At 36.8% G+C, this 22,155-nt stretch carries 19 protein-coding genes; 8 read left to right on the top strand and 11 right to left on the bottom strand.

The features are described 5' to 3' along the window. Positions 1-42: 42 nt before the first annotated feature. The 8 genes from LGQ90_RS02040 to LGQ90_RS02075 all read right to left on the bottom strand — a co-directional run bounded on the left by LGQ90_RS02040 (position 43) and on the right by LGQ90_RS02075 (position 7,368). Positions 43-2,331: a TonB-dependent receptor gene (locus LGQ90_RS02040; RefSeq protein ID WP_229337611.1), complete on the bottom strand. Its 2,289-nt coding sequence runs from the start codon at positions 2,329-2,331 to the stop codon at positions 43-45. 50 nt (positions 2,332-2,381) lie between these two features. Next, entirely contained in the window at positions 2,382-2,699 is a 318-nt protein-coding gene (locus LGQ90_RS02045; RefSeq protein WP_229337613.1) for a hypothetical protein, read from the bottom strand. 1 nt (position 2,700) lies between these two features. Next, positions 2,701-3,006: a DUF6787 family protein gene (locus LGQ90_RS02050; RefSeq protein ID WP_229337615.1), complete on the bottom strand. Its 306-nt coding sequence runs from the start codon at positions 3,004-3,006 to the stop codon at positions 2,701-2,703. A gap of 29 nt (positions 3,007-3,035) precedes the next feature. Further along, on the bottom strand, positions 3,036-3,464 hold the full coding sequence (locus LGQ90_RS02055; protein ID WP_229337617.1) for a DUF6146 family protein: 429 nt from the start codon (positions 3,462-3,464) through the stop codon (positions 3,036-3,038). Between the two features lie 38 nt (positions 3,465-3,502). Beyond that, entirely contained in the window at positions 3,503-4,069 is a 567-nt protein-coding gene (locus LGQ90_RS02060; protein ID WP_229337619.1) for a hypothetical protein, read from the bottom strand. 119 nt (positions 4,070-4,188) lie between these two features. Then, complete coding sequence (locus LGQ90_RS02065; RefSeq protein WP_229337621.1) at positions 4,189-5,151, bottom strand: D-2-hydroxyacid dehydrogenase; 963 nt, start codon at positions 5,149-5,151, stop codon at positions 4,189-4,191. A gap of 24 nt (positions 5,152-5,175) precedes the next feature. Continuing rightward, entirely contained in the window at positions 5,176-6,240 is a 1,065-nt protein-coding gene (serC, locus tag LGQ90_RS02070; RefSeq protein ID WP_229337623.1) for a 3-phosphoserine/phosphohydroxythreonine transaminase, read from the bottom strand. A gap of 69 nt (positions 6,241-6,309) precedes the next feature. Next, the gene (locus LGQ90_RS02075; protein ID WP_229337625.1) at positions 6,310-7,368 is read right to left on the bottom strand and encodes an acyl-CoA reductase; all 1,059 of its coding nucleotides are present in this window, start codon (positions 7,366-7,368) and stop codon (positions 6,310-6,312) included. A 141-nt stretch (positions 7,369-7,509) separates the two neighbouring features. On the opposite strand from LGQ90_RS02075, the gene LGQ90_RS02080 reads away from it, so the two are divergent. Then, entirely contained in the window at positions 7,510-7,863 is a 354-nt protein-coding gene (locus LGQ90_RS02080; RefSeq protein ID WP_229337627.1) for a 4Fe-4S dicluster domain-containing protein, read from the top strand. A gap of 72 nt (positions 7,864-7,935) precedes the next feature. On the opposite strand, the gene LGQ90_RS02085 is transcribed toward LGQ90_RS02080, so the two are convergent. Next, positions 7,936-9,213: a carboxypeptidase-like regulatory domain-containing protein gene (locus LGQ90_RS02085; RefSeq protein WP_229337629.1), complete on the bottom strand. Its 1,278-nt coding sequence runs from the start codon at positions 9,211-9,213 to the stop codon at positions 7,936-7,938. 168 nt (positions 9,214-9,381) lie between these two features. On the opposite strand from LGQ90_RS02085, the gene LGQ90_RS02090 reads away from it, so the two are divergent. Further along, positions 9,382-10,122: a class I SAM-dependent methyltransferase gene (locus LGQ90_RS02090; protein WP_229337631.1), complete on the top strand. Its 741-nt coding sequence runs from the start codon at positions 9,382-9,384 to the stop codon at positions 10,120-10,122. Between the two features lie 110 nt (positions 10,123-10,232). Next, the gene (locus LGQ90_RS02095; RefSeq protein WP_229337633.1) at positions 10,233-11,429 is read left to right on the top strand and encodes a hypothetical protein; all 1,197 of its coding nucleotides are present in this window, start codon (positions 10,233-10,235) and stop codon (positions 11,427-11,429) included. Position 11,430: 1 nt separating this feature from the next. On the opposite strand, the gene treS is transcribed toward LGQ90_RS02095, so the two are convergent. After that, entirely contained in the window at positions 11,431-14,745 is a 3,315-nt protein-coding gene (gene treS, locus LGQ90_RS02100; protein WP_229337635.1) for a maltose alpha-D-glucosyltransferase, read from the bottom strand. Positions 14,746-14,963: 218 nt separating this feature from the next. Between treS and ychF the strand changes: the two genes are divergently transcribed. The 5 genes from ychF (at position 14,964) to mscL (ending at position 21,768) form a co-directional block, all read left to right on the top strand. Further along, positions 14,964-16,058 carry a redox-regulated ATPase YchF gene (gene ychF / locus LGQ90_RS02105; RefSeq protein WP_229337637.1) on the top strand — a complete coding sequence of 365 codons (1,095 nt, stop codon included), beginning with the start codon at positions 14,964-14,966 and terminating at the stop codon, positions 16,056-16,058. A gap of 271 nt (positions 16,059-16,329) precedes the next feature. Beyond that, positions 16,330-18,192, top strand: coding sequence for a DNA topoisomerase IV subunit B (locus LGQ90_RS02110; RefSeq protein WP_229337640.1), 1,863 nt, complete (start codon positions 16,330-16,332; stop codon positions 18,190-18,192). Next, positions 18,189-18,683 carry a hypothetical protein gene (locus LGQ90_RS02115; protein WP_229337642.1) on the top strand — a complete coding sequence of 165 codons (495 nt, stop codon included), beginning with the start codon at positions 18,189-18,191 and terminating at the stop codon, positions 18,681-18,683. The genes LGQ90_RS02110 and LGQ90_RS02115 overlap by 4 nt, the downstream gene beginning before the upstream one ends. Beyond that, complete coding sequence (locus LGQ90_RS02120) at positions 18,683-21,322, top strand: DNA gyrase/topoisomerase IV subunit A (protein WP_229337644.1); 2,640 nt, start codon at positions 18,683-18,685, stop codon at positions 21,320-21,322. Before LGQ90_RS02115 ends, LGQ90_RS02120 begins: the two co-directional genes overlap by 1 nt. After that, positions 21,322-21,768: a large conductance mechanosensitive channel protein MscL gene (gene mscL / locus LGQ90_RS02125; RefSeq protein WP_229337646.1), complete on the top strand. Its 447-nt coding sequence runs from the start codon at positions 21,322-21,324 to the stop codon at positions 21,766-21,768. The genes LGQ90_RS02120 and mscL overlap by 1 nt, the downstream gene beginning before the upstream one ends. Here mscL and LGQ90_RS02130 read toward each other — a convergent pair. Next, positions 21,765-22,142: a DNA topoisomerase IV gene (locus LGQ90_RS02130; protein ID WP_229337647.1), complete on the bottom strand. Its 378-nt coding sequence runs from the start codon at positions 22,140-22,142 to the stop codon at positions 21,765-21,767. The genes mscL and LGQ90_RS02130 overlap by 4 nt on opposite strands. Positions 22,143-22,155 lie beyond the last annotated feature (13 nt).

The raw sequence follows: 22,155 nt of genomic DNA on the forward strand, positions 1-22,155 counted from the left end.
CAAATAAAAAAAGGCTATCGAATTTTCGATAGCCTTTTTTTGCTAAATACTTATGTTAGCTGAAAATATAAGATTTCTACCTATATTAAAAATACCATCCTGTTTAAGTCTCGACAAGTGTGATATATAAGTTTTATTTAAAAGGTTTGTACCACTAAGATTCAGATCTAACTGAACGTTGTTGACTTTTAGTACTGTACCTATACCTGCTCCCAGAAGTGAGTAGCCATTAGTTTCGGTTTCAAACCTTCCAGGATTATTTTGATCAAAAACATTCTTAAGTCTTACAAAGGTGTATTTTTCTGTAAAAGTATTTCCTCCTTCTAATTCTATCCTTAAGGTATTGGTTAAGGAATTTGCCGGAATAAGTGGTAGGTAACCACCGCTATTTAATTTACCGGTCACTGTTTCAAAACTACTTTCCAGGTGTAACCAGTCTAAAGGATGCGGATGAATATGTACCCCAATTTCTCCCCCGTATAAATTAGCATTAGCCTGCTCGTATTGAAAAACCGGTTCTTCCTCAATTGTCTGCCCTGTTGGATTTATATAAATATAATTATTGATATTGTTGGTGAAAGCATTTGCAAAAGCCTCAAAATGCTCATTTCTCCATTCTAATTCAAGATCTACCTGAAAGTTCTGTTCATTCTCCAGGTCTGGATTACCAATTTCATAACGGTTGGCTCCATTGTGGTTTCCGTTCGAGGTTAGTTCAGAAAGATTAGGTGCACGAAAACCACTTGCAAGGTTAAGTCTTGCGATAAATTTTTGTTCGAAATGATATTTCGCCCCTAATGCGGCATTGATACTATTAAAACTTCTGTCTATTCCTTCAATTATCTCAGCTTCTTCGGTTTGGAAGGTACTTGTTTCTAGATTCCTTGTATCAAATCTTAAACCACCCTGAAAGTCCCAGTTATCAAGGTGATAATGGGTAGTGGCAAAAATTCCAAAATCCAGTGTTTCCGCATCCGGTATTAAGATCTCTTCCCCAAAATTAGTATTGGTTTGATACATCCCCTGGATACCGGCAATAGTTTCAAAATTTCCTAATTTCGGAAGGTTATATTTTAGATTATAATTTATAGTTTCCAAATGCATTTCCAAGGCAGGTTCAACAGAGGCGTCAGCTTCTTCCGAATGTTCTTCTTCATGGTCTGCCTCCTCTTCATGTTCTTCATGTTCTTCGTGTCCTTCGTGATCATGATGTTCTTCGAACTCTTTGCGATCATTAAACTGATACCCCAGTTTGAAATCAATACTGGAATTAGGAAAATAAAATTTGTTATCCAGGCTTAATACATGGTTATCGATTTCCTGAAAGGGCAGCATAGGCTCTTTATCTTTAGACTGAAGACCTATTTCTTCCGGAATCCCAATTTCACTTCTATTGAAATTATATCTTAGATCGGCTTTATAATTTTTGTCCTGAAACCCTATTCCGGCTTTTAAATCTTTCTCATTAAACCTGGTATTGGTAACTCGAGTTTCATTCCCATCTTTATAGTCGCTATGTGCGGCATAACTACCACGAGCCAGAAATTTTAATTTTTCACCTGAAGTTTTTGCCATTAAACTGGCCTGATATCCAAGGGTGTTACTAAAATAATCACTCTCTAATGCAGCATTGGTTTCTCCGGCTTCAGCATATCTTTCAGGATTTAGATAAAGAACTCCTCCAATAGCATCGCTCCCATAAAGAAGAGAAGCAGGACCTTTTATAACTTCAACACTTCCTATACCTTTAGAGCTGATCCCCAGACCGTGCTCGTCTCCATATTGCTGGTTTTCCAGTCGAATCCCCTGGGTGTATACCAAAACTCTGTTGGAACTGAGTCCCCGAATTACCGGCTTTCCTATTCCTACACCTGTAGTTATGCTCTCTACTCCGGCAATTTGAGTAATCCCATCAGAAAGATTTATTGCACCTTTCTTATTTAATTCTGAAATGCTCTGCCGTTCAACCTTCATCACATTCTCACTTTGAAGCTGATGAAAAGGCGTAGAAACAATTACTTCTTCCATTTCTATAGCAGAAGGGTTGAGATCTATATTAATGTCTTCAGAAGGGATTTTTACTTCACGATTAAGAGTAGTATAGCCTATAGAAGAAATAATGAGTTTGTAAGTTCCGTCAGGAATATTTCTAAGTGTAAATTTTCCGCTTTCATCACTCATGGTTCCTTTTTCCAGTTGAGGAAAGTAAACGCTTGCGCTAAAAACAGGTTCGCCAGAATTAGCATCTGTAATAGTTCCTGATAATTGATTCTGACTGTAAACAATAGTATTTACTGCTAATAGCAGTATAATTAACAATGTATTTCGCATTGGTAAATTTTAAATGATTTGTATTTTTTGCTTAATTAAAAAGTGGTGGATTAAGCAAAAGATGGAGGGCCCCGGAGATAAAAATTAAGGGGTTCATATTCATTTAAAAATTTATAGTAGTCAAATATTTCTTCCTGAGAATGCTCTTCGATTACCAGAAAATATTCAGGGAAATCGAGACTAAGTGCAGGATTCTTATGAAATTTGTGAAGTTCACAATCTATAGACTTGGCATGATAATGATGTTCAGCGTAATTATCGCAAAGTTTATGACTGTGATCTGTGAAAATATGGGAAAAGCTAACTATAGGCGGAAGTAGGATAAGTACCGCTGTAAAAACAAAAAATATGTTTTTATATAGTTTCACTTTATATATTAAAGATTTTACCTAATCCTAGCCTGTGTAGCATTTTCTTTTCAAAAGCCCAGAAAAATTGAAACTGGCCAAAGATCCAGCCAAAACTCACTAATAGAACCTGATATATAGGAAATATAAGCAAGATTCTTAAGGCCCAATAAATTCCCCAGGCTGTATTTTCCTGAGTGATATTCAATAGTTCACATAGTGGACTGGCTAATTTAGCCGAAGACGAACCGGTAATTGCAAATACCAGAAAAATGATGAATAATTGCCAATTGGAATCTATTCCCCAGCGATCTTTCAATTTCTTCATGCTGCAAATATAAGGAATTGACTAAAGAATCAAATCCTTGTAGGAACACTAAATCTTTGATTGTAATTTCTGCTGAAATAAACAAAATAATTATATAGCAAATAATTTACTTCATAACCATAATCAATATTAGGGTCGTAATTGATTTCGTTTAGATAAAGTTCAGGATTATAGGTCATTGGCTGAGTAACTCTTTGATTGTATTCAGGAACAAGGAACCTATTCTTATTTTCAAGATAATTTTGAGAATAAAAGCCTCTAGGTTTTGCAATTGAATTTATAAAAAGATTGAATCCAGGCTCGATAATTATAATCTCGTACTCAAGACTGTCATTCGCGATTCTTACGGTATCGTTCTCTGCATTTTTGATCTTATCTGAAGGGAAGTTTTTACCCCCTGAAGATCCACAGCCGTAAACAAAAAGGCCTAGTAATAATATGTAGATAATATTTTTCATCTTAACTTTTTAAATTTATATCAAAAATCATTCCTGTCCTAACGTCCGCCAGCATAGCCGCCAAGTATACTGGGATCGTTATCGTCCCAGTTTTTATTTAATGCGATCTCTTCTCTGCTATCTATAATATTGGCATCATCCGGGTTTTTGATCAGAACCTTTACGAAATCCTCGTTGTATTTTGTGTCCAGGCCGCAAAGAGTTTTTGAAATATCCCTAGCCTCAGCATTTTTATTTTCTCTAATTTCTGAAATAATGATAGCAATCACTGCTGCAGAAATATGAAGGATCATTTCAAAATTTACTTTATTAATTTCTAAAATTTGAGAAAAATCAAGTATGATTTTTTTCTCAGATGATTCTAGTAAAAGTTCCGTCTTCTCTTTACCAAAGTCAACAAGATTTTCATTTTCAATAAATTTGATAAGATCTTTTGGTTGTTCATTAAAGGTAAACTCCTTTTTCTCATAAATAGTGAGTAGGGCCGGGAGAGTAAAAATAAATGCTTGTTGAACTGTTCCAACATCGAGCTCAGTTATTTCCCTGCTTCTTTCCAAAAGCTTCTTACCAGTTTGAGTCCTGAATATATCCAGAATATTTGCCATGTCTTAGTATTTTGGTAAACAAGCTTAAGTTAGCAAGTTTAAGCCTGGATTTTCCTAATGTAATAATAAAAAAAGCCGATGAATTTGTTTCACCGGCTTAAGTTAGTACATAAAAAAAATTATGCTTTTTCTTTTTTAAGGATGGAAATGATCTGTTCAGCCAGTTCAACTCCAATCCGTTCCTGTGCTTCATTAGTCGCAGCACCAATATGCGGGCTTAATGAAATACTCTCATTCATAAGTAGTTTGATCGCAGGATTAGGCTCATTTTCATAAGTGTCCAAAGCGGCAAATGAAACTTTACCACTTTCTATCGCGGCCAATAGAGCTTCTTCATCTATGACTCCACCACGAGCAGCATTAATAATTCCAACACCATCTTTCATTTTTTCAAATTCATTGGCACCTATAATTGGTTTGCCCTGTGCAGGAACATGTAAGGTGATAAAATCTGAATCTTTAATAAGCATATCTACAGGTTCCGTCTTAATTGGAATCTTTATACTTTGATCATTATAGAACTCCAGAGTTATTTCAGCTTCACCAACATTTTGATCACTGGCGATCACTCTCATTCCTACTCCCAGGGCTATTTTGGCTACTTCCCGACCAATCCTTCCGAAACCAATAATACCAAGGGTTTTTCCTCTAAGTTCAACTCCGCCGGCATATGCTTCTTTAAGTTCTTTAAATTTTGAATCTCCTTCTAAAGGCATGTTTCGGTTTGAATCATGCAATTTGCGGACTCCACCAAATAGGTGAGCAAACACCAGTTCTGCAACAGAACTTGAAGATGCAGCGGGAGTATTAATAACAGCAATACCTTTACTTCGGGCGTATTCCACATCAATATTATCCATCCCAACGCCACCACGACCTATCACTTTTAAATGGATACAATTATCAATAATATCTTTTCTTACCTTGGTTGCACTTCTAACGAGAAGTACGCTAATAGCATTTTCATTCAAATAATCCTTGAGCTGTTCCTGAGCTACTTTTTTTACAATGACTTCAAAACCGGCATTCTTAAGAGTGTCGATTCCACTTTGCGAAATACCATCATTAGCTAATACTTTCATTTTAAAAATGATCTATAATTAGTTTTATTTTTTTCTTTCCAGTTCTTTCATGCAGTCGACTACCACCTGTACACTTTCTAAGGGTAATGCATTATACATGGAGGCTCTGTAACCACCCACACTTCTATGCCCATTTAATCCATTCACACCGGCATCTTTCCACATTTTATCAAAAACATCCTTATGAGATTCGTCTACTAGGTTAAAAGTTGCATTCATGGGTGAGCGATCTTCTTTAGCAGCGAATCCCTTAAATAAAGGATTTCGGTCTACTTCAGAATAAAGGAGCTCAGCTTTTTTATTATTGAGTTCTTCCATCGCCTTAATGCCGCCCTTAGATTTGATCCATCTTAAGGTTAACATGGACACATAAACAGCATATACAGCCGGGGTATTGAACATACTGTCTTTGCTAATATGAGTTGAATAATCCATCATTGACGGAATCTCTCTTGAAACTTTTCCTAGAACATCTTCCTTAACGATCACTAGAGTCGTGCCTGCCGGGCCCATATTCTTTTGAGCCCCCGCATATATAATGTCAAATTTTGAGAAATCCATTTCCCTTGAAAAAATATCACTGCTCATATCGCAAACCAAAGGTTTTGAAGTAGCAGGAAATTCTTTCATTTGAGTTCCGAAAATTGTATTGTTACTGGTACAGTGGAAGTAATCAATGTCTTCTGGAATAGAGTATGACTTCGGGATATAGTTGAAATTCTTATCCTTGGAAGAAGCAACTTCAACAACACCTCCAAATAGTTTAGCTTCCTTGATCGCTTTGGAAGACCAGGTTCCTGTATTTAGATATGCTGCTTTTTTCTCGAGTAGATTATAAGCCACCATTAAAAACTGCATACTTGCTCCGCCCTGAAGAAAGAGGGCTTTATAGCCTTTATCTTGTAAGCCTAACAGCTCCAGAGCCAGTGATTGTGCTTCTTCCATTACTGAAACAAAATCAGCACTTCGGTGAGATATTTCTAAAATAGATAAACCTGAATTATTAAAATCTAAAATAGCCTGGGAAGCCTCTTTAAATACCTCTTGTGGTAAAATACAGGGTCCTGCGCTAAAGTTGTGCTTTTTCATAAATTGTTATGTTGGTTATCGCAAAGATGCCAAAAATTGTACGGAATAGCTGTTAGGGAAATTATAAGATTAGAGTTTAGAAAGGAAGTCTATAGTATCAATATTGTCGGCATAATCCCAGAGCTGGGGTTTTTGGGTCTGGCCAAAGGTAACTTCGTTTGTATTACTCTCCTTTTTAACTATACACTGAATTTTCTCTTCGTTTTCTTTCAGACGATCTTTCAATTCTTTTTCGTCCTGATACTTTTCGTAGAAAAGTGTGGCTATAGGAGATCCGAAACTTTCATCTTCTTTCAACATCAAAAATCCATTATCCAGTAATTTAAATTCACTCATCAAATAAACCGCCTTATTATAATCATAATTATTGGCATATTTATCCTGATTAATTATAGGATTCCATTTATACATGGCTTTGAAAAATGAATCAAAATCATAATTTTCAGGAACATAGAGTTTAGAAACGTTTCTGCAACCAAGGCCATAATATCTAAAGATATCCTCGCTTAGTTTTTCCAGTTCTTCTTTTGTTTCATTTCCGGTGATAATGGCTACTGAATTCCTGTTCTTTCTTATAATGCTTGGCTTATCCTTAAAATAATATTCAAAGTACCTGGCCGTGTTATTACTTCCCGTAGCAATTACAGCATCAAAATCTTTCATTCTGTTATCTGTAAATCTAATTCGGTTTTCATACCTGCTATCAAGATGCATGAGGTAAGATGCTATAACCGGAAGCAATTGCCTGTCATTAGTAGATAATTTAACCAAAACTTTATGGCCAGATACCAATACCGAAAGGAAATCATGAAATCCTACCAATGGGATATTTCCAGCCATTACAATTCCCACCGTTTTATCACCACTTTCGGAAAGGTCGTATTCTCCCAGCCATAATTTTAGATTCCGGGGAGTTAAAGCTTCACTCCATTGTTGAAGTGCAAAAATGATATTTTCACGGGTAAACCAGCCATTGTGATGAATTGCCGAATCTATTTTCTGGTTCATTTCCTCAAAGAATTTATTATTCCCTGGAATATCACTGTTCATTACAGAATTAGAGGTTTGAAATTGCTTCAGAAATTTCCCTAATGTAATTAGATGTGATTTATGGTCATCAATTGTCATCTTCTTATTTGGTTAAGAGGCTGTCCTATGTTAAATTTGTGCAGCGAAATTAAAGTTTCCCTAGCTTAAAACCATAAAATTTCTAAAAAGCTACCGGACTTTTTTCTTTCAGTTTTTAAATTTACAAATAAAAGAAGAGCTATGGCAATTGTTATAACCGATGAATGTATAAACTGCGGGGCCTGCGAGCCGGAATGTCCTAATACTGCAATTTATGAAGGTGCTGATGACTGGAGGTATGCCGACGGAACCGATCTTGAAGGTAACGTAGTACTTCCTGGCGGTAAAGAAGCCGATGCAAATGAAGCACAGGAACCAATTAGTGATGAGATATATTATATCGTACCAGATAAGTGTACAGAATGTAAGGGCTTTCATGAGGAGCCACAGTGTGCTGCTGTGTGTCCTGTAGATTGTTGTGTTCCTGATGATGAGCATGTAGAAAGTGAAGAAGAACTGCTGGCTAAACAACGCTTTATGCACCAGGATGAATAGGAAAGTTTATTTCTAAAATAAAAAATCCCGTTCTAACGAGCGGGATTTTTTAATTCTTAATTTTAATACTTTCTATTTATCCATTTTACGTTTTATCTTATCAATAGCATTTTGGATTGATTTTTCAGGTTCAATAATATTATTACTTCCCCAGAATTCAGAATCGTAAAATCCTGAAACATCATCTACCATTACGATATTTGGCCTAATTAGATCAACGGTTTTCTTCCAGTCTTCCCCGGCATATGCCTGCCAATCTGTTACCACCATTTCACTATTGATCTTGTATTTAGAATTGAAGATCTTTCTTTTCCAATTTACTACATATTCAAGTTGAGCTTTTCCGTAAGCATAATGCCATTTTCCATCATTTTGGGCATAATCAACCTGATAATTTAACTCGGTAGGATATACCTTGGATCCATTAGGTTTTTTCTTGACGAACATTGCTGCAGCTGCATCCCTGTTATCCACATTTAAGCTGTAATCAGCCTTCACCAGGGTTGAAGTTTCTGCATCAATGAATAACTTTCCATAATACCAGGGATTTGATTTATCCAGTTCCTGAAAGTTGACCACATAGGTATAACGATCATTAATTTTGGTAGGATCATCAAACTGAAAATCATAACTATCCATCATTTCAGGTCTCAGCACATACTCAGTATACTTCATCATATCCAGGTAAAGGGTATTAAAAGGACCTCCACGTAACTTCAATGCGATTGTGTCTAATTTATCATAGTCTGTACTCTTTCTGGCTTTGTAAAGAGATACGAGATCTTTCTGGGATGAGTTATAGGGACCTTTGGAAATTTTCACCACCGCTTCGGAAAGGCTGATGTTGCTCCATCCTTTTTTAATGGTTTCTCTGTAGAATGAAGTCATCAAACTTTCATCTGAAAGGTAATTTTCATCCTTCTTGTCCAGCATTTCCTTCACCAGTAAACTTGCACTAGTAGCCTTGTAAAGACTTACTTCTGTAAGTTCTTCTACAGTCTCTTCCAGTTCAATTCTGGTTCCTTCAGGTTTGAAATAGTCTAAAGGCAGCGTCTTGCTTTGAAAACCAAGAACAGAAGTGGTTACTGTGGCTTCTGTAAGATCTTCCGGTACTTTTAAGGAAAATTCTCCATCAGAATTTGTAATTGTGGAGATATTACTATTATTAAGGGCCAGGTAAGCCGAAGCTATAGACCTTCCATTGCTGGCATTAACCACTTCACCGCGATATTCTACATATTCGATATCTGCTGGCTGAAAAGCAAAACTATGTAGTGATATAAATAACATACTCAGCATAAAAAATATGCTTTGCTTCTTAACTTTTAAAATTGCATCAAATCTTTTCATAATTGTTTGAATTAAGTTCTGAATAAACTTATGTAATATAATGAATTTTCAGCGTAATATGATGTGAATCAATTAGTATTTGAAGTGAACGCTTGAAATATTTATAAATAATTCACTTATTTTTTTAAAATTGCATATTTCCACGCCCTCATTTATAAAATTTAAAAATTGAAAGATAATTTTTCCTCCAAATCAGCTAACTATAAAAAATTCAGGCCAGGTTATCCCTCTGAGGTCTATGAATTTATAAAATCCAAACTGGGATCATTTGAGTATGCCTGGGACTGCGGGACCGGAAACGGTCAGGTCGCGGGTGAATTAGCTAAATTCTTTGATAGGGTGGAGGCTACAGATATTAGCGAGAATCAACTTAAAAATGCAATTCAAACTCCAGCCATTTCTTATTCCATTCAACCCGCTGAGAAAACTAACTTCAAAAAAGATCAATTTGATCTCATTATCTGTGCTCAGGCAGTACATTGGTTCGATTTTGATAGATTCTATACTGAAGTAAAAAGATGTCTTAAACCAAATGGTCTTTTGGTACTCATGGGTTATGGATTATTTACAAGCAATCCTGAAACCAATAGAGTAATCGCTGAATTTTATGAGAAAACTATAGGTCCTTATTGGGATGCTGAACGTAAATATTTAGATGAAAAATATCAAAATATACCTTTTCCATTCACTGAAATCAAGACACCTGAATTTCACCAGATTTATGATTGGAATATTGAGCATTTACTTGGCTACCTAAGAACCTGGTCTGCTGTAAAGCATTATAAAAATAAACATAACGAAGACCCCGTCGCTTTGATTGAGGATTCCCTGCGAGAGACTTTTGGAAATAAAAACAAAGTTGTATTTCCAATTCTTTTCAGAATGGGGAAAATTGAGAGTTCTACATAATAATTCTACACTTATTAGACCTCTGAGCACTAATTAACTAGCTGTTATTGTATGGCATGAAATATGTAAAATGATCCAGCGTTAATTATATTGACTAAAACCAATACCATATGAAGAAGATGATCTTCGTTTTTTCGGCTGTAATATTTAGCCTTAATTGTGTAAATGCACAAATATATAGTGACAACCAGAGTGCTTCGGTTACCGAACAGGTTCTCAAGGAACTAAACCGGGAACGCTCATTGCTGAGTCAGAATTTAGAATTTCGAATAAAAGAGATCGACTCCAAGATCACCAATCTGGATGAAAGTATCAAGAACACCAATTCCGCATCAGAAAAGGTGGAAAAATTACTGGAAAGAGTAAAATATCTTGAAGAAAGACAGGAGGAAATTGATAAAAATACCATTAGTGTCTATAAATATAATTATAGTTCTGCGGTGTTAAATCTTGCTTCAATGGAAAGAGAGATTAAGCCATTGAATCTTTTTAATACCTCCCGTGAATTTTATACTACGGTAGACGCCATTGGAAACCCGATGAATTATCAAGGTTACCAGGAATGGTTTGGGAAATTCAAGAACTATATCGCTGAAGAAAAAGAGGACAATGCGCGCCTGGAAGCTCTAAATCACATGCTTCAGGTGACCGGTGACCTGGCAAAAGGGACTCCGTTTACCGGAATGTTTGCTGGTAGTCTAATTGATGGAATAAGTCAGTTTATAGGTTCTTTAAATAGAAGGGATAGGGAATTGAGAGAACAGAGTATGAAAATGCTGAAACTTACTACTTCTATCGCCCAGTTTACCCATGATAAAGATCTTATTGAAACCGAATGGGAAGCGATCAATAAAAGTTTGAATGAGTTGAAAGAACTTCAGAACAAAGCCATGGCAGATAACCTGGTAGAAATCCTGGATATCAAAAAGAAAGATTTCACCGAGAATTTCACTAATGAAACTGATGCCAAGAAGCGGACGCAGTATATTCTGGATATTTCTAAAATAGCCGAGAATAAGATCGCAGAAGAACGTAAAAAAAATCCCGAAAACTGGAAACAGGAATATCACGATCAGATGCTATCGGTACAAAATCTAAAGATCAGATTCGGAATGCTGACTTTCAGGATCCTTGAAAATCTGGATAAATATGAGAAGCTAATTCAGAAATATCAAAACGATCCATATTTAAGTGATGAGATGAAGACGCTCAAACTTAAGCTGGATCTTGTAAGGAACAGTTTTGAATCAACTTTTAACCCACAGGAATATATAAAGGCATCTAATGAGATGTATATAGTGGAGTAGATTAATCTTCCCTGTTGTAATGTTGCAATACAGATTTAATTCCACGTAAAGGAATAATGATCCATTCAGGACGGTTTTCGATTTCATAATTTAATTCATGCAGGGCTTTTTCCAGTAAAAAAGTATGCATGAGAATTTTAAAATCGTCCTGATCTTTTGGAATATAATCTTTATTTCCCGCCTTATCAAAATAGCCTTTTATATATAACCTACTTATATAATAGTGCCAGGTTTCGGCCCATTCTTCAAGATTCCCTTCTTTTCTTTGTTGGTCATATTCCGGAGATAAAATATTGCTATAGGCCGCATAATGTAAGGAGCGGATCATAGCTGCGAGATCGCGCATGGCAGATCTCCTGATCCTTCTTTCGCTGAAAGATTTTGATGGATCACCTTCAAAGCTGTTCATAATATATTCACGCCCGGTCCATAAGATCTGACGCAGGTGGTAATCTCCGTGAGTCCTGATTTTCATAACAGGTATTTTATGATCATAGATGTCACGGAAACATCTAAGGATTTCATTTTTTAAACCAATAACTTCAGCTGCTTCAATGCTGGTTTCTTCCGGCAGATCATCAATTACCGATTTTAGATTTTCCAGGCTAGTTCTGGTTAGCGTTTGTAAGCCGGAGAAAAGAGATCTTTGATAATGCAGAGAAGATTCTTCTTTATCAAAATCTTTGTCTGAAGAATCTTGCGATAAAGCATCGTGCAATTCGGCCGTAAACTCTCCAAGCTGATAGATCCTTTCCGGAAGAATTATCCCGGTCATTTCCTGAATAGCTGGAGGAAAATCCTCGTAACCTAAGGGTTCGGTGATATTGTTATCTATTTCCTCTATTTCAATTTGTTTTGAAGCGGTAAGAACCCTTTCAAAGTACCGGTCTAAGGAATCTTTTACGTGGGTCCAGACCTCACCCTGATTTTCCACTATTTTTTGCAGCATCCCAAAATAAAATGCTTTTCCGCCTTTTTGACTGAATTTGATCGTACCTGCATAATTAGATATCTTATCAAAATTGGTTGTAGTAGAGAGGAATTTTATAGTTTCTACATCTGGATTAAAGGTTTGATCCAGCTTCCTGTATAGTTTTAATATAAACTCATTATTATAAGTAATAATGCTTTGTCTATGTTCGGTATTCACGAGCTCTGATCTTGATTCTTTTATATCTTCTGAATAAGATTTTTCTAAGGAGAATTCAAGTTGTCCAGAGCCTGTTTTCGATTTTCTTGAATCCCGAAAACTTTCCATTAAATGATCCCTGAAATCTTCTGAATATACTGAGTCAAATAAATAACCTTCATCCTTGGCTATTTTTAGTTTTGCAATAATTCCGCGCTTGGGAATTTCATTCAATATATTTTCATTGTCTACATGAGCAAATGATACCGGTAACTGATATAATTCCGGTAATCCCTCATTAAAAATAATCTCAAGAATGACTATTCTCGTTGGCAATTTTTTAATTTTTACCTCAAGAGATTCCTTGACATTAATTTCCTGAATAGTTCTTCCTGCACTTTCAAACCATCTTCTGTTTTCAAGGTATGGCGGAAGAATTTTTTCAGAAAGTTTCTGAAGGGTCCTGTTTTTAAGAAGGTTATTCCAATTGTCAATTTTCAATACAGGGATCGTGGATTCTCCTTCCACCCGTTCTCTTTCCTTTTCTAATACAAACCAGTAATACCCATAGGGAGAAAGGGTGAACAAGTAAGGTCTTTCAGTAATCCTGGGGAATTTGTTATGACTAAAGACCTCTACAGGAGTATTTCCCTTAAACTCTTGCAGATCGAGTTCTGCAGGCTGGGAAAACCTGGATAAATTTGCAAGAACCAGGATAGTTTCATCTTCATAAGTCCGGGTATAAGCAATGATCCTTGAATTTGCGGGAGAAAGGAATTCAATATTCCCTCTTCCAAAAGCTTTGTATTTTTTACGCATTCCAATGATCCTTTTCATCCACCATAAAAGGGAAGAGGAGATCATTTGTTGTGTTTCTACGTTGATAGATTCATATTTATATTCCGGATCTATGATCAAAGGCAGGTATAATTTCTGTGGATTAGCCATAGAAAATCCTGCATTCCGGTCTGCAGTCCATTGCATAGGTGTTCTTACCCCATCCCGATCTCCCAGATAGAAATTGTCTCCCATTCCAATTTCGTCGCCGTAATAAATTATTGGGGTGCCGGGGAGAGAGAACAATAGAACATTCATTAGTTCTATTTTGTTGCGATTATTATCCAGCAGTGGTGCCAGCCTGTGTCTAATCCCGACATTTATCTTTGCCTGCGGATCTTTGGTATACACCTTATACATATAATCGCGTTCCTCATCGGTGACCATTTCCAGGGTTAGCTCGTCATGATTTCGCAAAAATATTCCCCACTGGCAGTTTTCAGGAATATCGGGAGTTTGATCTATAATGTCGATAATAGGGTAGCGGTCTTCCATTTTCACCGACATGAACATACGCGGCATAATGGGAAAATGGTAATTCATATGACATTCATCGCCATCACCAAAGTACGCAGCTGAATCTTCCGGCCACATATTGGCTTCGGCAAGTAACACCTTATTATTATAGTTCTTATCTACATGCGCTCTGAGCTTTTTTAGAAATTCATGAGTCGGCGGTAAATTTTCGCAGTTGGTGTCTTCTCTTTCAAATAAATAAGGAACGGCATCCAGTCTAAAGCCATCAACTCCCATTTCGCACCAATAATCCATAATATCAAAAACTTCTTTCTGAACCTGGGGATTATCAAAATTCAGGTCTGGCTGGTGAGAAAAAAATCTATGCCAGTAATAAGATTGAGCTTCTGCGTCCCAGCTCCAGTTGGAAGGTTCAGTATCTGTAAATATTATTCGTGCGTCACTATATTTATGGGGATCGTCGCTCCATACGTAGTAATCTCGTTGAGGAGAGCCTTCAGGTGCCTTTCTGGCTCTTTGAAACCAGGGATGCTGATCGGAGGTATGATTTATAACAAGTTCTGTAATAACCTTTAATCCTCGACTATGAGCTTCTTCAATGAAATTTTTAAAATCTTCAACATTTCCATAAGACTCATTAATAGAGTAGTAGTCTGCAATATCATACCCATCATCACGCAAAGGGGAAGGATAAAATGGCAGTAGCCAGATAGCGGTAACTCCAAGGTCTTCCAGATAATCCAGCTTTTGCATTAAGCCTTCAAAATCGCCAATTCCATCACCGTTACTGTCAAAAAAAGCCTTGATGTGAAGTTCATAAATAATAGCGTCTTTATACCAGAGGGTTTCTTTAGAATGGGAAGTTTTCGACATAGAAGGATTTTAAATGATTATGTGTCAGGTCTTAGTCTCTCTTTAAATTTATAAAATATGTAGGCTCCTGAAGTTAAAAAAATACTAAACAAGTAAACAGCTTGGCGCATTTTCAAAATATTTTATCAAAAATTAAAGCTGAGTCATCATACTATTAGATTCTCATTTCTAATACTTATCTTTGCAGCCGCAAAAACAAAGCATCTAAATTACTATATATGAAAGCTGGAATTGTAGGACTACCTAACGTTGGTAAATCAACACTTTTTAACTGTTTGAGTAACGCCAAGGCTCAAAGTGCAAACTTTCCATTTTGTACTATTGAACCTAACGTTGGAGTAGTGAATGTTCCAGATCAAAGACTTTTGAAGTTAGAAGAACTGGTAAATCCTGAAAGAGTGATGCCTGCCACGGTAGAGATTGTTGATATTGCCGGATTGGTGAAAGGAGCGAGTAAAGGTGAAGGTTTAGGGAATCAATTCCTGGGGAATATCAGGGAGACAGACGCTATCCTTCATGTATTGAGATGCTTTGAAGATGACAATATTGTTCATGTGGATGGTTCTATAGATCCAATAAGAGATAAGGAAACCATTGATATGGAACTACAGCTTAAAGATCTTGAGACTGCGGAAAAGAAACTCGAAAAAGTAAAGAGAGCTGCCAAGACAGGGAATAAGGAAGCCCAGAAAGAAGAGGCGGCTTTGTTAAAGGTTAAAAAAGGTCTTGAAGAAGGAAAGTCTGTTCGTGCTATTGAACTTACTGAAGACGAAAGAAAAGAATTCATCGCTCCCTTACAGTTTATTACAGACAAACCGGTAATGTACCTTTGTAATGTGGACGAAGGTGCTGCCGTAAATGGAAACGCCCATGTTGAAAAAGTTAGAGAAGCTGTAAAAGATGAAAATGCGGAGGTTTTAGTGCTTGCTGTTGGAACCGAAGCAGATATTACTGAATTAGATGATTTTGAAGAAAGACAAATGTTTCTTCAGGATATTGGTTTAGAGGAACCGGGTTCTGCAAAACTTATTCGCGGAGCTTATGAACTTCTGGACCTTCAAACATATTTTACCGCCGGAGTTAAAGAAGTTAGAGCATGGACAATCCCGGTTGGTTCTTCTGCACCTCAGGCTGCCGGAGTGATCCATACCGATTTCGAGAAAGGTTTTATTCGGGCTGAGGTAATTGGATACGATGATTATGTAAGTTACGGCAGCGAGGCTAAGGTAAAAGAGGCCGGGAAAATGAGAGTTGAAGGAAAAGATTATATCGTTAAGGATGGAGATGTGATGCATTTCCGTTTTAATGTATAATGAAATTAGTATTTAGAAATATGAAGTGAGAATCCCTGGAACTCTTTTTTTAACGATTCAGTAACTCTTCTATTTTATTCGTTTATAATTTTAGAATAGGCTCTGCTAGAACTTCTTAAATATAGATTAAGAGGGAGGTCTAATTCATATTTTCATTTACAGGCTGCTTAATTAACATTTCTTCCAAATTCTTTGTTAATTACTTTAGTGGTTTACTATTTCAGTTTTTTAGCTATTGCCTTATATTTAGGCCATAACTCCATTACTACCTATGAGCGAGAATACTAAATATACCGAAGATAATATTCGGTCATTAGACTGGAAGGAACATATTCGCATGCGTCCCGGGATGTACATCGGGAAACTGGGAGATGGATCCAGTCAGGATGACGGGATATATATTCTTTTAAAAGAAGTTATAGATAACAGTATTGATGAGTTCGTCATGGGCGCAGGGAAAACTATTGAAATCTCTGTGCAGAATCAGCGGGTCATCGTTCGTGACTTTGGGAGGGGAATTCCGCTAGGTAAGGTTGTTGATGTTGTTTCCAAAATGAATACCGGGGGTAAATATGACACCCGTGCCTTTAAAAAATCTGTAGGTCTTAATGGAGTTGGTACAAAAGCAGTAAATGCGCTTTCTTCCTATTTTCGTGTGGAATCTTCCAGGGATTCAAAAAGTCATGCAGCAGAATTTGAGCAGGGAGAATTAAAGGATGAAGAACACCTCGAGGAAACTTCACGCAGAAGAGGAACCAAGATCACTTTTGTGCCAGATGAGGTGATTTTCAAGAACTATAAGTACAGAAATGAATATATAGAGAAAATGCTTAAAAACTATGTCTATCTCAACCCGGGATTGACCATAGTTTTTAATGGCGAAAAATTTTATTCTGAAAATGGGCTAAAAGATCTTCTAGGGGACAGCATTCATGAAGATGATATGTTGTATCCAATTCTTCACTTAAAAGGAGAGGATATTGAAGTTGCCATCACCCATAGTAAATCCCAGTATAGTGAAGAATATCATTCCTTCGTAAACGGGCAAAATACTTCGCAAGGTGGAACGCATCTTGCTGCTTTTAGAGAATCTGTAGTTAAAACTATCCGGGAATATTACGGAAAGAATTACGAGGCCAGTGATATAAGGAAATCTATTGTAGCTGCCATTAGTATCAAGGTAATGGAGCCGGTTTTTGAAAGCCAGACCAAGACAAAACTTGGTTCTACAGATATGGGTGGAAAACTGCCTACTGTAAGAACTTATATCAATGATTTTGTAAAAAGGAATCTGGATAATTATTTACATAAAAATACTGAAACTGCTGAAAGCCTTCAGCGCAAGATCCTTCAGGCGGAAAGAGAACGAAAAGACCTTTCCGGAATTAGAAAACTTGCCAAGGACAGGGCTAAAAAAGCCAGTCTTCATAATAAGAAATTAAGGGATTGCCGGGTGCATTTAGGAGATAGTAAACATGAACGCTGTCTAGAAACTACTTTGTTTATTACTGAGGGTGATTCTGCGAGTGGATCTATTACTAAAAGCCGTGATGTGGTAACCCAGGCAGTTTTCAGTTTAAAGGGAAAACCTCTGAACAGTTATGGTCTTTCTAAAAAGATCGTTTATGAAAATGAGGAATTCAATCTTCTGCAGGCAGCTCTTAATATTGAAGATTCATTAGAAGACCTTAGATATCATAACATCGTGATCGCTACCGATGCCGATGTTGATGGGATGCATATTCGTTTGTTATTGATCACGTTTTTCCTACAGTTCTTTCCAGAATTGATTAAGGAAAATCATTTGTATATTCTGCAAACTCCATTGTTTAGAGTTCGTAATAAAAAGGAAACTATTTATTGCTACAGCGAAATGGAACGTAAGCAGGCTATTGAAAAGCTTTCTGGCAAACCCGAGATCACTCGATTTAAAGGTTTAGGTGAAATCTCTCCAGATGAATTTGTACATTTTATTGGCGAAAATATTCGTCTTGACCCGGTGATGTTAGATAAGGACAAATCTATCGAGGAAATGCTGAGTTTTTATATGGGCAAGAATACACCAGACCGTCAGGAATTCATTATTGAAAATCTGAAATTTGAACTGGACCTTGTTGAAGAGCTTGGAATATGAGATTTACCAATAAAAACGAGGTCAAGATAATACCATCTATTTATATTGTGCTGGTTGCGGTATTTGTCACTAATATATTTGTGAATATTGAAATCATGGCATCTTCAGATACAGAACAGGAGATAAGTTTCAGCCATTTCGTACCCAATATTGTTACCCTGCTCTTAGGTTTATATATTCATAAGATTGGCCAGTCATTCGATTTTGACAGTGACGGGGAAACGCTGAATTTTAAAAATAATGGCGTATTTTTTTCAAAATTCATGGAATACAGGGTTAAGAAAGCAGAATTTCCAAAACGCAAATTGGGGAAGTTCAAATTTGTAGATTTCGGATTTTATTCGGCCTTAACCATATATATTAAGTCCAGAAGAAAAACAGGTTATAGAAAATATACCTTCAATACCACATTTTTAAACCGAAAAAAGAAAAAGGGAATGGTTGATTCCTTGAACAAAGTTCTAGAAACCATTCCTAAAGCTACTGCCTAATGGAAGAAAACCAAGAAGGAGCTCAGGACGAGCAGTTTGAGAGTAAAGAAGAACTTATAAAAGTTACCGGCATGTACAAAGACTGGTTCCTGGATTATGCTTCATACGTAATCCTGGAACGGGCGGTACCTGCAATAGAAGACGGATTTAAACCCGTACAACGCCGAATCATGCATTCCATGAAGGATCTTGACGACGGTCGTTATAATAAGGTGGCCAATATTGTAGGTCATACCATGCAGTATCACCCTCACGGTGATGCCAGTATTGGGGATGCTATGGTTCAAATTGGGCAAAAAGATATTCTTATAGATACACAGGGTAACTGGGGGAATATCTTAACCGGTGACCGTGCGGCAGCTCCGCGTTATATTGAAGCCAGGCTTTCAAAATTTGCCTTAGAGGTTCTTTTTAGTCCGAAATTGACCGAATGGCAACTTTCTTACGACGGTAGAAAACAGGAACCGGTGAATCTTCCGGTAAAATTCCCCATGTTGCTTGCACAGGGAGCTGAAGGTATTGCTGTAGGACTGAGTACCAGATTTCTTCCGCATAATTTTAATGAACTTATAGATGCTTCCATTCAGCATTTGAAAGGAAAGAGTTTTAAACTTTTCCCTGATTTTCCAACAGGCGGGATTGCCGATGTTTCCAATTATAATGATGGAAAACGTGGAGGTAGAGTTAGAATAAGGGCAAAGATCAATCAGCTGGATAAAAATACGCTGGTGATCAATGAAATTCCTTACGGAACCAATACTTCCAGCCTTATTGATTCTATTCTGAAAGCGAATGATAAAGGTAAGATCAAGATCAAAAAGATCGAAGATAATACGGCTGCTGAGGTTGAGATCCTTATTCATTTACCAAATAATTTATCACCAGATAAAACTATTGATGCGTTGTATGCTTTCACTCAATGTGAAAATTCGCTAGCGCCACTTGGTTGTGTGATCATAGATCATAAGCCGATATTTTTAGGAGTTTCAGAAGTTTTGCGTAGATCTACAGATCATACTTTGCATCTTCTAAAGCGGGAACTGGAGATTAAGCTGGATGAACTGGAAGAGCAATGGCACTTCGCTTCCCTGGAAAGGATCTTTATTGAAAATCGTATTTATCGCGATATTGAAGAGGAAGAAACATGGCCAGGCGTGATCCAGGCGATAGACCGAGGTTTAAAACCTTTTACCAGACATCTTAAGAGAGCGGTTACTGAAGAAGATATTGTTAGGTTGACTGAAATTCGAATTAAAAGAATTTCAAAATTTGATATAGACAAAGCCCAACAAAAGATTGATGCTTTAGAGGATGAGATTGCCAAAGTGAAACACCACCTGGATAATATTGTTGATTTTGCGGTAGATTATTTCAAAAAGCTTAAAAAAGATTACGGAACAGGAAAAGAAAGAAAAACTGAACTTAGGCTTTTTGAAGATATTGAAGCCACCAAGGTGGTAATAAGAAATACCAAGCTTTATGTGAACAGGGCTGAAGGTTTTGTGGGGACCTCTTTGAAAAAAGATGAATATGTCACCGAATGTTCAGATATTGATGATGTGATCTGTTTCACTGCAGACGGTAAAATGATGATCACAAAAGTTGATTCTAAAACTTTTATTGGTAAGGATATTATTCACGTTGCCATCTTTAAGAAGAAAGATAAGAGAACCACTTATAATATGGTTTACCGTGACGGTAAGGCCGGTAATACTTATGTAAAGCGTTTTGCTGTTACTTCGGTAACCCGGGATCGCGAATATGATCTTAGTCAGGGTAAAAAGGATTCCAAGGTGCTTTATTTCTCAGCAAATCCAAATGGAGAAGCAGAAGTTATTACAGTACTATTACGACAGGTAGGAAGTATTAGAAAGGTAAAATTTGATCTTGATTTTGCTGAAATTCTTATCAAAGGCCGAAATGTAAAAGGAAATATAGTCACAAAATATTCTGTAAAAAGAATTGAACTCAAAGAAGAAGGCGTTTCTACCCTGAAACCACGTAGAATCTGGTTTGATGATACCGTAAAAAGGCTGAATGTTGATGAACGTGGCGAACTTCTGGGAGAATTCAGAGGAGAAGATAGGTTGCTCATCATAACTCAGGATGGAGTTGCGAAAACCATCAAACCGGAACTTACCACCAGATTTGACAATGAGATCATCGTTTTAGAAAAATGGATAAAAGATAAACCCGTTTCGGCAATTTACTGGGAGCCTGAAAAAGAACGTTTCTATGTGAAACGTTTTCTTATAGAGCATCCAGATAAAGAAGAAAAGTTTATTTCAGAACATGAAGATTCTTTCCTGGAAATGGTTTCCACCGATTATTACCCAATGGCTGAAATCGTTTATACCAAACTAAAAGGAAAAGAACGCCGGGAGAATGAGAAAGTAAATATTGAAGAGTTTATAGCCATTAAAGGTATAAAAGCACAGGGAAATCAGCTTACTTCAGAAAAAGTGAATGAAATAAATCTTCTGGATCCCATGCCTTATGAAAAAGAGGAGGAAATAGAAGAGGACAATGAAACAGATTCCGAAGAAGCAATAACCGGAGAAGAAATTAAGTCGGGCAAACTCAAAGCTCCCGATAAAAAATCTAATTCAGACGACCAACCTTCCTTATTTGACGAATAATGGGATTATTTAAAGAGTTTAAAGAATTTGCCGTAAAAGGCAACATGGTAGATATGGCCGTGGGTATCATTATTGGTACCGCCTTTAATAAAGTGGTAGATGTACTGGTGAAACAGGTGATCATGCCTCCTTTAACCATGATGACCGATGGAATCAATTACGCTGATCGCAAGCTGGTTTTAAGAGAGGGCGAAGGTGTAGAAGGGGCAACCAATTTCACTGAAGAAGTATCCGTAGGCTATGGGCTACTTATAGAAACGCTCATAGATTTTGTGGTTATCGGATTTGTGGTTTTCCTGGTGGTTAAATTTATGAACCGTTTTAGAAATAAGGCACAGGATCCCAAGAATAAACAAGTGGTAACTCCAAAAGATATTGAACTGCTTTCCAGCTTGAATGATAAAATGGAGGAGCAGAATAAGCTGCTACGAGAAAGGCATAATTAATTAACTGAAATTTTCCTTACTTCACCCCGGGCTTTTTTGGGATCCCCCACCTGGCCATATTCAAATTTATAGCTGTTCTTCGTGGTAGTAAGTATTTTGATATGGATCGGCTTTTCTTCTGCCATGCTCTTCGGATTCGTATTTTTAAGTATATACTCACAGTCATTGATCCATCTTACCGAAGAAGTATCTGTTTTACCCTGGAATTCCTCAATTTCAATACTGTCATTCCTAATAAAGCGTGAAGTCTGTAATTCCCCGTTTATATAAGTTTCAAACTCGAAAGTACCGGTGCGAAAGTCCTGACAATTGCGTTGAGCATCAAAACATGAAGTAAGCAGCAAAATGGCAAGTAGAGGCAAAATTCTTTTCATGCTGCAAAATAAT

This window comes from Christiangramia sediminis (assembly GCF_020552705.1).
GTDB lineage: Bacteria > Bacteroidota > Bacteroidia > Flavobacteriales > Flavobacteriaceae > Christiangramia > Christiangramia sediminis.

Bases quoted from the DNA above. Each gene is read 5' to 3' on its own strand.
- LGQ90_RS02040 (WP_229337611.1), bottom strand. From the start codon at position 2,331: ATGCGAAATACATTGTTAATTATACTGCTATTAGCAGTAAATACTATT.
- LGQ90_RS02050 (WP_229337615.1), bottom strand. From the start codon at position 3,006: ATGAAGAAATTGAAAGATCGCTGGGGAATAGATTCCAATTGGCAATTA.
- LGQ90_RS02055 (WP_229337617.1), bottom strand. From the start codon at position 3,464: ATGAAAAATATTATCTACATATTATTACTAGGCCTTTTTGTTTACGGC.
- LGQ90_RS02060 (WP_229337619.1), bottom strand. From the start codon at position 4,069: ATGGCAAATATTCTGGATATATTCAGGACTCAAACTGGTAAGAAGCTT.
- LGQ90_RS02065 (WP_229337621.1), bottom strand. From the start codon at position 5,151: ATGAAAGTATTAGCTAATGATGGTATTTCGCAAAGTGGAATCGACACT.
- serC (WP_229337623.1), bottom strand. From the start codon at position 6,240: ATGAAAAAGCACAACTTTAGCGCAGGACCCTGTATTTTACCACAAGAG.
- LGQ90_RS02075 (WP_229337625.1), bottom strand. From the start codon at position 7,368: ATGACAATTGATGACCATAAATCACATCTAATTACATTAGGGAAATTT.
- LGQ90_RS02080 (WP_229337627.1), top strand. From the start codon at position 7,510: ATGGCAATTGTTATAACCGATGAATGTATAAACTGCGGGGCCTGCGAG.
- LGQ90_RS02085 (WP_229337629.1), bottom strand. From the start codon at position 9,213: ATGAAAAGATTTGATGCAATTTTAAAAGTTAAGAAGCAAAGCATATTT.
- LGQ90_RS02095 (WP_229337633.1), top strand. From the start codon at position 10,233: ATGAAGAAGATGATCTTCGTTTTTTCGGCTGTAATATTTAGCCTTAAT.
- treS (WP_229337635.1), bottom strand. From the start codon at position 14,745: ATGTCGAAAACTTCCCATTCTAAAGAAACCCTCTGGTATAAAGACGCT.
- ychF (WP_229337637.1), top strand. From the start codon at position 14,964: ATGAAAGCTGGAATTGTAGGACTACCTAACGTTGGTAAATCAACACTT.
- LGQ90_RS02110 (WP_229337640.1), top strand. From the start codon at position 16,330: ATGAGCGAGAATACTAAATATACCGAAGATAATATTCGGTCATTAGAC.
- LGQ90_RS02115 (WP_229337642.1), top strand. From the start codon at position 18,189: ATGAGATTTACCAATAAAAACGAGGTCAAGATAATACCATCTATTTAT.
- LGQ90_RS02120 (WP_229337644.1), top strand. From the start codon at position 18,683: ATGGAAGAAAACCAAGAAGGAGCTCAGGACGAGCAGTTTGAGAGTAAA.
- mscL (WP_229337646.1), top strand. From the start codon at position 21,322: ATGGGATTATTTAAAGAGTTTAAAGAATTTGCCGTAAAAGGCAACATG.
- LGQ90_RS02130 (WP_229337647.1), bottom strand. From the start codon at position 22,142: ATGAAAAGAATTTTGCCTCTACTTGCCATTTTGCTGCTTACTTCATGT.